The following is a 12,197-nucleotide window of genomic DNA, read 5'->3' on the forward strand; positions in this document are numbered from 1 at the left end:
GTCTACGTTTCGCGATCCGTGAAGGTGGCCGTACAGTAGGTGCTGGTGTTGTTGCTAAGATCTTCGACTAATTCATAGCGAATTAGCGATGCTTTCGGAAAATCTTGAATTAGATTTGACGAACCAGTAGCAAAAAGGGCATCATTTGATGCCCTTTTTCTGCACTCAACATTATTTTTGCTGTTTTCTTGTTCAGAAGTGGGTTGGGCGCAGAGCAAGATTAAGCAAAGAGGCTTAATCTTAAGAAGAGTACGCTGATTTTTTCAGCGATATGGAGTTTGCCCTGCAACAGCGGGGTTGTTGTCGTCTATATTAAGACTTGTAACAGGTTGGTTTTATGAAAGCAAATAATGCTGAAACTCCTGATAGCTCAAACGCAGCAGATACGTTTAAGTGGGTAGCCGCTTTCGTATTGGCAGCTGCCGCTGTTGTGGGTAATTACCTGTATGGTGAAATGTCTGTAGTGGTTCGTGCTGCAGGCGTTGTTGTTCTTATTGCAGCTGCCTTAGGCGTTGCAGCAACAACGACTAAAGGTAAAGCAGCGATCAGTTTTGCAAAAGAATCTCGTATGGAAGTACGTAAAGTTGTTTGGCCTACTCGCCAAGAAACCATGCAAACAACACTGATCGTTTTAGCTGTAAGTATTGTAATGGCTCTAGTGCTATGGGGTATTGACGGAATTATGGTTCGTCTAGTAGCTCTAGCAACTGGGGTATAGAGGGTTTTTATTCATGAGTGAAGCTCCAAAAAAACGCTGGTATGTGGTTCAAGCCTTCTCTGGATTTGAAGGTCGTGTAGCTCAATCTCTGCGCGAGCATATCAAAATGCACGGCATGGAAGAGCTATTCGGTGAAGTACTGGTTCCTACTGAAGAAGTAGTGGAAATGCGCGCGGGTCAGCGTCGCAAATCTGAGCGTAAGTTCTTCCCAGGTTACGTCCTTGTTCAGATGATTATGAACGATGAATCATGGCACCTAGTACGCAGTGTGCCGCGTGTCATGGGCTTCATTGGTGGTACCTCAGACCGTCCGGCACCTATCACGGATAAAGAGGCTGACGCGATTCTTAATCGTCTTGAGAAAGCGAGTGAAGCGCCTCGTCCGCGTACAATGTACGAAGCGGGTGAAGTGGTACGTGTTAACGAAGGTCCATTTGCTGACTTCAACGGTACTGTTGAAGAAGTGGATTACGAGAAGAGCCGCCTGAAAGTGTCTGTATCGATCTTTGGTCGTGCGACACCAGTTGAGCTTGAATTTGGTCAGGTTGAAAAGCTGGACTAAGACTCTTCGTTAAAGAGTATAAAAAATCACCTTTTTAGGGTTGTATAAGGCGCGGATTATGACTATAATTTCGCGCCTTTTTACTTCAAGTGAAGTAAAAAGTTTCTTACACAAACGGGGAGCTGATCCGCGATTAGCGTTTGTACCCAAACTTAGGAATTATCATGGCTAAGAAAGTTGAAGCTTACATCAAGCTACAAGTTGCTGCTGGTATGGCTAACCCTAGTCCACCAGTAGGTCCTGCACTAGGTCAACACGGTGTGAACATCATGGAATTCTGTAAAGCGTTCAACGCAAAAACAGAATCTATTGAGAAAGGTCTACCAACTCCAGTAGTTATCACAGTATACAGCGACCGTTCTTTCACGTTCGTAACTAAGACTCCACCTGCTGCTGTTCTTCTTAAGAAAGCTGCTGGCGTTAAGTCTGGTTCAGGTCGTCCAAACACTGAAAAAGTTGGTACTGTAACTGACGCTCAAATCCAAGAAATCGCAGAAACTAAAGCTGCTGATATGACTGGTGCTGACATCGAAGCGATGAAGCGTTCTATCGCTGGTACTGCTCGTTCAATGGGCCTAGTGGTAGAGGGTTAATAAGATGGCAAAACTAACTAAGCGCATGCGCGTAATCCGCGAAAAAGTTGACGTAACTAAAGAATACGAAATCAACGAAGCTGTTGCTCTTCTTCAAGAACTAGCGACTGCTAAATTCGTTGAGTCTGTAGACGTTGCTGTTAACCTTGGCATTGATGCTCGTAAATCTGACCAGAACGTACGTGGTGCAACTGTACTACCTCACGGTACTGGCCGCGAAATCCGCGTTGCAGTGTTCACTCAAGGTGCTAACGCTGAAGCAGCTAAAGAAGCTGGCGCAGACATCGTAGGTATGGAAGATCTTGCTGAGCAAGTTAAGAAAGGCGAAATGAACTTTGACGTAGTTGTTGCTTCTCCAGATGCAATGCGCGTTGTAGGTCAACTAGGTACTATCCTAGGTCCTCGCGGTCTTATGCCAAACCCTAAAGTTGGTACTGTAACTCCTAACGTTGCTGAAGCAGTTAAAAACGCTAAAGCTGGTCAGGTTCGTTACCGTAACGACAAAAACGGCATCATCCACACTACTATCGGTAAAGCAAACTTCTCTGCTGAGCAGATCAAAGAGAACCTAGAAGCACTTCTAGTTGCTCTGAAGAAAGCTAAGCCATCTTCAGCGAAAGGTACTTTCCTGAAGAAAGTAAGCATCTCTACTACTATGGGTGCTGGTGTTGCTGTTGATCAGGCTAGCCTGAACACTCAAGCATAATTTATTTGCTTAGGCGCAAAATTAGTGTATAATTTTGCGCCTAATATTTGTGGTTGGGGCTGAACTTTGGTTCTTTGAACTGTCTCCTAGTTCGAAATGAATTAAGACCCAGTCTCCGTCCAAGACCGTAGGTGTTTGTGTAAAAGCAAACTTAATTATCCTACGTAGATGGTGCCCGAACTGACAGAAAGCTCTATGTAATATAGTTAACTTTCTTCTGGGGAAGCACCTCAATAGCTCTCACTGTCGTGATGATAGTGAGTGGTGTAACGACAACCAGGAGTAAATCCAAGATGGCTTTAAACCTTCAAGACAAAAAAGCAATTGTTGCTGAAGTCAACGAAGCTGCCAGTGGTGCACTTTCTGCAGTTGTAGCTGATTCTCGTGGCGTTCAAGTTGGCGCGATGACTTCTCTACGTAAACAAGCTCGTGAAGCTGGCGTTTACATGAGAGTTGTTCGTAACACTCTTGCTCGTCGTGCGGTTGAAGGTACTGAGTACGAGTGTCTAACTGACACTTTCACTGGTCCTACTCTAATCGCATTCTCTAATGAGCACCCAGGTGCTGCAGCGCGTCTTTTCAAAGACTTCGCTAAAGAGAACAAAGATTTCGAGATCAAAGCTGCTGCATTTGAAGGCGCTTTAACTGACGCTGAAGTACTAGCAACACTACCAACTTACGACGAAGCAATTGCACGCCTAATGATGTGCATGAAAGAAGCTTCGGCTGGCAAGCTGGCGCGTACTATCGCAGCTATCCGCGATCAAAAACAAGAAGCAGCGGCATAAGCCTTGCTTTTTACTGGTTGCTTAATAAACTTATTGTTGACTTAAAAGAGAATTGTTATGTCTATTACTAACGAGCAAATCCTAGACGCAGTTGCAGAAATGTCTGTAATGCAAGTTGTTGAACTAATCGAAGCAATGGAAGAGAAATTCGGTGTTTCTGCTGCTGCTGCTGTTGTAGCTGGCGGCGCTGCTGCAGGCGAAGCTGCTGCTGAGCAAACTGAATTCGACGTAATCCTAGAAGCTGCTGGCGGTAACAAAGTTGCTGTAATCAAAGCAGTACGTGGCGCAACTGGCCTAGGTCTTAAAGAAGCTAAAGCTCTAGTAGACGGCGCTCCAGCACCTCTTAAAGAAGGTGTTGAGAAAGCAGAAGCTGAAGCTCTTAAAGCTCAGCTAGAAGAAGCTGGTGCAACTGTTGCTGTTAAGTAATTATTGCATAGTTTCTTAGCCTAACGGCTAATTGGCTGGTGGTTTTTTAACCACCGGCCTTTTTGCGCTGTAGGGTATAGGCGAATTTTCCCGCTGTTTAAGCGCCTGATATCCATGCAAAAAACATTTCATTCTTACGAAATGAAATGTCACTACAGTAAACAGCTATATTAGTCACTGTCCCTTACCCCCCTTAAGTAACTAGGAGCGGGCGGACAGTTTGGGTCACTTATCAGCGAGCTGAGGAACCCCATGGTTTACTCTTATACCGAGAAAAAGCGCATCCGTAAGGACTTTGGTACTCGTCCACAAGTTTTGGACATTCCATACCTGCTATCGATCCAGCTCGATTCGTTCGACAAATTTATCGAACAGGATCCTGAAGGTCAATACGGTCTTGAAGCCGCTTTCCGTTCTGTATTTCCGATTCAGAGCTACAACGGCAATTCTGAGCTGCAATACGTTAGCTACCGTCTTGGTGAGCCAGTTTTTGACGTTAAAGAATGTCAAATCCGCGGTGTAACTTACTCAAAGCCACTACGTGTAAAACTACGCCTAGTTATCTTTGATAAAGACGCGCCAGCAGGTACTGTAAAAGACATTAAAGAACAAGAAGTCTACATGGGTGAAATTCCACTCATGACAGACAATGGTACCTTCGTAATCAACGGTACCGAGAGGGTTATCGTATCCCAGCTGCACCGAAGCCCAGGCGTGTTCTTCGACAGCGATAAGGGTAAGACCCACTCTTCAGGTAAAGTTTTATACAACGCACGTGTTATTCCTTACCGTGGTTCATGGCTTGATTTCGAGTTTGATCCTAAGGATAACTTGTACGTTCGTATCGACCGCCGTCGTAAGCTACCAGCATCGATCATCCTTCGAGCACTAGGTAAGTCGACAGAAGAAATCCTAGATATCTTCTTCGAGAAAGTGAACTTCGAAGTGAAAGACCAAACTCTATTGATGGAGTTGGTTCCTGATCGTCTACGTGGTGAAACTGCGTCATTCGACATCGAAGCAAATGGTAAAGTTTACGTTGAGCAGGGTCGTCGCGTAACAGCTCGTCATATCCGCCAACTAGAAAAAGATGGCGTTGATCACATCGAAGTACCAGTTGAGTACATCGTTGGTAAAGTTGCATCTAAAGATTACATCAATGAAGCAACTGGCGAGATCATTGTTAACGCTAACCAGGAAATCAGCCTGGAAGCATTAGCGAACCTATCTCAGGCAGGCCACAAAGCGCTAGAAGTTCTATTTACGAACGATCTAGACCACGGTCCATTCATGTCAGAAACATTACGTATTGACAGCACGGTTGATCGTATTTCTGCATTGGTAGAAATCTACCGCATGATGCGCCCTGGTGAGCCGCCAACAAAAGAAGCTGCAGAAGCTCTATTCGAAAGCCTATTCTTCTCTGAAGAGCGTTACGATCTATCGACTGTTGGTCGTATGAAGTTCAACAGCTCTATCGGCCGTGAAGATGCTCAAGAGCAAGGCACACTTGATGAAACTGATATCATCGAAGTGATGAAGAAGCTGATCGCGATCCGTAACGGTAAGGGCGAAGTGGACGATATCGACCACCTAGGCAACCGTCGTATCCGTTCTGTAGGCGAAATGGCTGAGAACCAGTTCCGTGTAGGTCTAGTACGTGTTGAGCGTGCAGTTAAAGAGCGTCTAAGCCTAGGCGATCTTGACGCAATCATGCCTCAAGACTTGATCAACGCGAAGCCAATTTCTGCGGCAGTTAAAGAATTCTTTGGCTCTTCACAGCTTTCACAGTTCATGGACCAAAACAACCCGCTATCAGAAGTAACGCACAAGCGTCGTATTTCTGCGTTGGGTCCTGGCGGTCTAACTCGTGAACGTGCTGGCTTCGAAGTACGTGACGTACACGTAACTCACTACGGTCGTCTATGTCCTATCGAAACGCCTGAAGGTCCAAACATCGGTCTGATCAACTCTCTATCTGCGTTTGCGCGTTGTAACGAGTACGGTTTCCTAGAGACACCATACCGTCGCGTTGTAGATGGCGTAGTAACAGACGAAGTAGATTACCTATCTGCAATCGAAGAAGGCCAATTCGTTATCGCACAGGCGAACGCTAAGCTAAACGAAGATGGTACTTTTGCAGATGAGCTGATCACAGCTCGTCAGAAAGGTGAATCTGGTCTACACCCTCGTGAGCACGCTCAGTACATGGACGTTGCGACAAACCAGGTTGTATCTATCGCTGCATCGCTTATCCCGTTCCTAGAACACGATGATGCGAACCGTGCATTGATGGGTGCGAACATGCAACGTCAGGCAGTTCCAACACTGAAAGCTGACAAACCGCTTGTTGGTACTGGTATTGAACGTAACGTAGCAGTTGACTCAGGTGTAACTGCAGTTGCTAAACGTGGTGGTGTAATCCAGTCAGTAGATGCTTCTCGTATCGTTGTTAAAGTTAACGAAGAAGAGCTAGTACCAGGTGAAGCTGGTATCGACATCTACAACCTGACTAAATACACACGTTCTAACCAGAACACATGTATTAACCAGCGCCCATGTGTGATGCCAGGTGAGCCTGTATCACGCGGTGACGTTCTTGCTGATGGTCCTTCAACAGACCTTGGTGAACTAGCGCTTGGTCAAAACATGCGTATCGCGTTCATGCCTTGGAACGGTTACAACTTCGAAGACTCGATCTTAGTATCTGAGCGCGTAGTTCAAGAAGACCGTTTCACGACTATCCACATCCAAGAACTGACTTGTGTGGCGCGTGATACTAAGCTTGGTTCTGAAGAGATCACAGCGGATATTCCAAACGTAGGTGAGTCTGCTCTGTCTAAACTAGACGAGTCAGGTATCGTTTACATCGGTGCTGAAGTTAAGGGTGGCGACATCCTAGTTGGTAAAGTTACACCTAAAGGTGAAACTCAGCTAACGCCTGAAGAGAAGCTACTACGTGCAATCTTCGGTGAAAAAGCATCTGACGTTAAAGATACTTCACTACGTGTACCTAACTCTGTATCAGGTACGATCATCGACGTTCAAGTCTTTACTCGCGATGGCGTAGAGAAAGACAAGCGTGCGCTTGAAATCGAACAGATGCAGCTTAAAGAAGCGAAGAAAGACCTAACTGAAGAATTCCAGATTCTTGAGGGCGGCCTTCTAAACCGTGTTAAAGCTGTATTGATTGAAGGCGGTTACTCTGAAGCGAAACTAGACACAACTGATCGTAAGAAGTGGCTAGAACTAACGCTAGAAGATGACGCACTACAAACTCAGCTTGAGCAACTTGCTGAGCAGTGGGATGAGCTAAAAGCTGACTTCGATAAGAAGTTCGAAACTAAGCGTCGTAAGATCACTCAAGGTGATGATTTAGCACCTGGCGTCCTGAAGATCGTTAAGGTTTACCTAGCGGTTAAACGTCGCATTCAGCCTGGTGATAAGATGGCGGGTCGTCACGGTAACAAGGGTGTAATCTCTAAGATCAACCCTGTTGAAGACATGCCATACGATGAGAAAGGTCAGCCTGTAGACATCGTACTTAACCCACTGGGTGTACCTTCGCGTATGAACATCGGTCAGATCCTAGAAGTACACTTAGGTCTGGCAGCGAAAGGTATCGGTGACAAGATCAACCAGATGGTTAAAGAGCAGCAAGAACTAGCGAAATTCCGCGAGTTCCTACAAAAAGTTTACGATCTAGGCGACACTCGCCAGAAAGTAGACATTGCTTCTCTATCTGATGATGAAGTACGTACTCTGATCAAGAACTTGCGTGGCGGTCTACCAATCGCGACTCCTGTATTTGATGGCGCTCCAGAAGAGTCAATCAAAGCACTTCTTGAGCTAGCAGATCTACCAACATCAGGTCAGTTAACACTGTTTGATGGTCGCACAGGTGATGCGTTTGAGCGTCCTGTAACTGTTGGTTACATGTACATGCTGAAACTGAACCACCTTGTTGATGACAAGATGCACGCTCGTTCAACTGGTTCGTACAGCCTAGTAACTCAGCAGCCACTAGGTGGTAAAGCTCAGTTCGGTGGTCAGCGTTTCGGTGAGATGGAAGTATGGGCACTAGAAGCATACGGTGCTGCTTACACGCTACAAGAAATGCTAACGGTTAAGTCGGATGACGTTAACGGCCGTACTAAGATGTACAAGAACATCGTAGACGGTAACCACAGCATGGAACCTGGCATGCCAGAATCGTTCAACGTACTGTTGAAAGAGATCCGCTCGCTAGGTATCAACATCGAGCTAGAAGACGAAGAGTAATCCTTTTCTCTCTTGATGAAAGTCGAGAGAATCAAAGCGATTATTTGGAAGAAGGTGCTCACTTTAGCGAGTGAGCTCCTTTTAACTCCTTACAGGAGCTGATTGTGAAAGACTTATTAAACTTTCTAAAAGCACAGCATAAGACCGAAGAATTTGATGCAATCAAAATCGGTCTATCTTCACCAGACATGATCCGTTCATGGTCTTTCGGTGAAGTTAAAAAACCTGAAACGATCAACTATCGTACGTTCAAACCTGAACGCGATGGTCTGTTCTGTGCGCGTATCTTTGGTCCAGTTAAAGACTACGAATGTCTTTGTGGTAAGTACAAGCGCCTGAAGCACCGTGGTGTTATCTGTGAGAAGTGTGGTGTAGAAGTTACACAAACTAAAGTTCGTCGTGACCGTATGGGCCACATTGAACTGGCTTCACCAGTAGCTCACATCTGGTTCCTAAAATCGCTACCGTCTCGTATCGGTCTACTAATGGATATCCCTCTACGTGATATCGAACGCGTTCTGTACTTCGAAATGTACGTAGTAACAGAGCCTGGTATGACTGATCTAGAAAAAGGTCAGATGCTTACTGAAGAAGAGTATCTAGATCGTCTAGAAGAGTGGGGCGACGAGTTCACTGCTAAGATGGGTGCGGAAGCTATCAAGGACCTACTAGGTTCTATGGATATGCACGCTGAAGCAGAACAAATGCGTGAAGAGTTAGAGACAACAAACTCTGAAACTAAGCGTAAGAAAGTAACTAAGCGTCTTAAGCTGGTAGAAGCGTTCATCGCATCGGGTAACAACCCTGAGTGGATGATCCTAACTGTACTTCCAGTACTTCCGCCAGATCTACGTCCTCTAGTACCTCTAGATGGCGGTCGCTTTGCGACTTCTGATCTTAACGATCTATACCGTCGTGTGATCAACCGTAACAACCGTTTGAAGCGTCTTCTAGAGCTAGCTGCTCCGGACATCATCGTACGTAACGAAAAACGTATGCTGCAAGAGTCTGTTGATGCGCTACTAGATAACGGTCGTCGTGGTCGTGCGATCACAGGTTCTAACAAGCGTCCTCTGAAATCTCTTGCTGATATGATCAAGGGTAAACAAGGTCGTTTCCGTCAGAACCTTCTAGGTAAACGTGTAGACTACTCTGGCCGTTCTGTAATCACAGTAGGTCCATACCTTCGTCTACACCAGTGTGGTCTTCCTAAGAAGATGGCACTTGAGCTATTCAAACCATTCATCTACAGCAAGCTAGAGACTCGTGGTCTTGCGACTACAATCAAAGCTGCTAAGAAAATGGTAGAGCGTGAAGAAGCGGTCGTTTGGGATATCCTAGACGAAGTAATCCGTGAACACCCAGTACTATTGAACCGTGCACCGACACTTCACCGTCTAGGTATCCAGGCGTTCGAACCAGTACTGATCGAAGGTAAAGCGATTCAGCTACACCCACTTGTTTGTGCGGCGTACAACGCGGACTTCGATGGTGACCAAATGGCGGTTCACGTACCTCTAACTCTAGAGGCACAGCTTGAAGCTCGTACTCTGATGATGTCGACAAACAACATTCTGTCGCCAGCGTCAGGTGATCCGATCATCGTACCTTCTCAGGACGTTGTATTGGGTCTGTACTACATGACTCGTGAAAAGATCAACGTGAAAGGTGAAGGCATGTACCTTTCTGGCCCAGAAGAGGCTGAGAAAGCATACCGCACTAAACAAGCTGAGCTTCACGCACGCGTTAAAGTACGTATTACAGAAACTGTTGTAGACGAAGATGGCAACAGCACTACAGAAACCAAGATGGTAGACACCACTGTTGGTCGTGCAATGCTATGGCAAATCGTGCCAGCTGGTCTACCGTACAGCATCGTTAACCAAAAGCTAGGTAAGAAGCAAATCTCTAACCTACTTAACGAGGCGTACCGTAAACTAGGTCTGAAAGACACAGTAATCTTCGCTGACCAAATCATGTACACAGGTTTCGCATACGCGGCACTTTCTGGTGTATCTGTTGGTATCGACGATATGGTTGTACCTGCAGCTAAGTACACTGAAATCGCAGAAGCGGAAGAAGAAGTACGTGAAATCCAGGAACAGTACCAATCAGGTCTTGTTACTGCGGGCGAACGCTACAACAAAGTTATCGATATCTGGGCATCGACCAACGACCGTGTTGCGAAAGCAATGATGGAAAACCTTTCATCTGAAACGGTAGTTAACCGTGACGGTGAAGAGGAACAGCAAGAGTCATTCAACAGCATCTATATGATGGCGGACTCGGGCGCTCGTGGTTCTGCAGCACAGATTCGTCAGCTTGCGGGTATGCGTGGTCTGATGGCGCGTCCAGATGGTTCAATCATCGAAACGCCGATCACAGCGAACTTTAAAGAAGGTCTAAACGTACTTCAGTACTTTATCTCAACGCACGGTGCTCGTAAGGGTCTTGCGGATACGGCACTGAAAACAGCGAACTCGGGTTACCTAACTCGTCGTCTAGTAGACGTTGCTCAAGACGTTGTTGTAACTGAACATGACTGTGGCACTCACGAAGGTGTCGACATGATGCCTCACATCGAGGGTGGTGATGTTAAAGTTGCACTTTCTGAGCTTGCTCTTGGTCGTGTTGTTGCTGAAGACGTACTAAAACCTGGCACTGAAGACGTTCTTATTCCACGTAACACCCTGATCGATGAGAAATGGTGTCAAATCATGGAAGAGAACTCAGTAGACAGCATGAAAGTGCGCTCTGTAGTAACGTGTGATTCTGACTTCGGTTGTTGTGCACAATGTTACGGTCGTGACCTAGCACGTGGTCACCTAGTGAACCAAGGTGAAGCAGTGGGTGTTATTGCTGCTCAGTCTATCGGTGAGCCAGGTACACAGCTAACGATGCGTACGTTCCACATCGGTGGTGCGGCATCGACAGCAGCGGCAGAGAACAGTGTTCAAGTTAAGAACAACGGTTCTATCAAGCTACACAACGCTAAATCTGTATTGGCTGATGACGGTAAGATCGTTATCACTTCTCGTGCGACAGAGTTAACTATCGTTGATGAGTTTGGTCGTACTAAAGAGAAGCACAAACTGCCTTACGGTACGCTACTAAGCAAAGGCGATGGTGATACAGTTCAAGCTGGCGAAACAGTTGCAAACTGGGAAGCGCACACACTACCTATCATTACTGAGGTAGCAGGTCGCATCCAGTTCGTAGATATGATCGACGGCGTAACAGTATCTCGTCAAACTGATGACCTAACTGGTCTATCTTCAAGCGAAGTAACTGACCCAGCAGCTCGCCCTTCAGCAGGTAAAGATATGCGTCCAGCTATCAAACTTGTTGACGAGCAAGGTAACGATGTAATGATCCCTGGTACTGATATGCCAGCTCACTACTTCCTACCTGGTAAAGCGATTGTGAACATCGAAGATGGCGCAGCAGTAGGTGTTGGTGCAACACTAGCACGTATTCCTCAGAAGTCTGGCGGTAACAAAGATATCACCGGTGGTCTTCCACGAGTTGCTGACCTATTTGAAGCACGTAAGCCGAAAGAGCCTGCAATCCTTGCTGAGCACACAGGTACTGTGAGCTTTGGTAAAGAGACGAAAGGTAAACGTCGCCTAGTGATCACACGTGAAAGCGGTGAAGCTTACGAAGAGATGATTCCTAAGCATCGTCAGTTGAACGTATTCGAAGGTGAAAAAGTTGAACGTGGTGATGTGATCGCAGATGGTCCAGAGTCTCCACATGACATCCTACGTCTACGTGGCGTACACGCGGTAACGCAGTACATTGCTAACGAAGTACAGGAAGTTTACCGTCTACAAGGCGTTAAGATTAACGATAAGCACATTGAAACTATCGTTCGTCAGATGCTACGTAAGTGTACTATTACTCACTCTGGTGACTCTGAGTTCCTACCTGGTGAACAGATTGAGTACTCACAAGTTAAGATTGCTAACCGTAACCTAGAAGCTGAAGGCAAAGAGCCTGCACGTTTCGAACGTGAACTACTAGGTATTACTAAAGCATCTCTAGCGACTGAGTCGTTCATCTCTGCGGCATCGTTCCAGGAGACAACTCGCGTACTAACAGAAGCTGCGGTTTCTGGTAAGCG

General features: G+C 46.2%; 8 protein-coding genes and 1 pseudogene. All 9 read left to right on the forward strand.

The genetic code is table 11. The features are described from left to right. Positions 1-71, forward strand: a pseudogene (locus R7P35_RS23250) (elongation factor Tu); the annotation flags it as partial. A gap of 266 nt (positions 72-337) precedes the next feature. Further along, positions 338-718: a preprotein translocase subunit SecE gene (secE, locus tag R7P35_RS23255; protein WP_005384680.1), complete on the forward strand. Its 381-nt coding sequence runs from the start codon at positions 338-340 to the stop codon at positions 716-718. 13 nt (positions 719-731) lie between these two features. Beyond that, positions 732-1,280, forward strand: coding sequence for a transcription termination/antitermination protein NusG (nusG, locus tag R7P35_RS23260; protein ID WP_005384681.1), 549 nt, complete (start codon positions 732-734; stop codon positions 1,278-1,280). A gap of 164 nt (positions 1,281-1,444) precedes the next feature. Beyond that, a complete protein-coding gene (gene rplK / locus R7P35_RS23265; protein WP_005384682.1) occupies positions 1,445-1,873 on the forward strand; it encodes a 50S ribosomal protein L11 in 429 nt (142 codons plus the stop codon). Between the two features lie 4 nt (positions 1,874-1,877). Next, a complete protein-coding gene (gene rplA / locus R7P35_RS23270) occupies positions 1,878-2,579 on the forward strand; it encodes a 50S ribosomal protein L1 (RefSeq protein ID WP_005384683.1) in 702 nt (233 codons plus the stop codon). 293 nt (positions 2,580-2,872) lie between these two features. Continuing rightward, positions 2,873-3,367, forward strand: a complete 495-nt coding sequence (rplJ, locus tag R7P35_RS23275; protein ID WP_005382538.1) for a 50S ribosomal protein L10 — start codon at positions 2,873-2,875, stop codon at positions 3,365-3,367. A 57-nt stretch (positions 3,368-3,424) separates the two neighbouring features. Then, the gene (rplL, locus tag R7P35_RS23280) at positions 3,425-3,793 is read left to right on the forward strand and encodes a 50S ribosomal protein L7/L12 (RefSeq protein ID WP_005382540.1); all 369 of its coding nucleotides are present in this window, start codon (positions 3,425-3,427) and stop codon (positions 3,791-3,793) included. A gap of 252 nt (positions 3,794-4,045) precedes the next feature. Next, positions 4,046-8,074 carry a DNA-directed RNA polymerase subunit beta gene (gene rpoB, locus R7P35_RS23285; protein WP_005384685.1) on the forward strand — a complete coding sequence of 1,343 codons (4,029 nt, stop codon included), beginning with the start codon at positions 4,046-4,048 and terminating at the stop codon, positions 8,072-8,074. 104 nt (positions 8,075-8,178) lie between these two features. Beyond that, on the forward strand, positions 8,179-12,197 hold a 4,019-nt coding region (gene rpoC, locus R7P35_RS23290; RefSeq protein WP_318092704.1), incomplete at its 3' end, for a DNA-directed RNA polymerase subunit beta'.

Source organism: Vibrio sp. Vb0304, from assembly GCF_033338995.1.
Classification (GTDB): Bacteria; Pseudomonadota; Gammaproteobacteria; order Enterobacterales; family Vibrionaceae; genus Vibrio; species Vibrio alginolyticus.

Coding starts and splice junctions, on each gene's coding strand:
- rplK (WP_005384682.1), top strand. CDS start 1,445: ATGGCTAAGAAAGTTGAAGCTTACATCAAGCTACAAGTTGCTGCTGGT.
- nusG (WP_005384681.1), top strand. CDS start 732: ATGAGTGAAGCTCCAAAAAAACGCTGGTATGTGGTTCAAGCCTTCTCT.
- rplL (WP_005382540.1), top strand. CDS start 3,425: ATGTCTATTACTAACGAGCAAATCCTAGACGCAGTTGCAGAAATGTCT.
- secE (WP_005384680.1), top strand. CDS start 338: ATGAAAGCAAATAATGCTGAAACTCCTGATAGCTCAAACGCAGCAGAT.
- rpoB (WP_005384685.1), top strand. CDS start 4,046: ATGGTTTACTCTTATACCGAGAAAAAGCGCATCCGTAAGGACTTTGGT.
- rplJ (WP_005382538.1), top strand. CDS start 2,873: ATGGCTTTAAACCTTCAAGACAAAAAAGCAATTGTTGCTGAAGTCAAC.
- rplA (WP_005384683.1), top strand. CDS start 1,878: ATGGCAAAACTAACTAAGCGCATGCGCGTAATCCGCGAAAAAGTTGAC.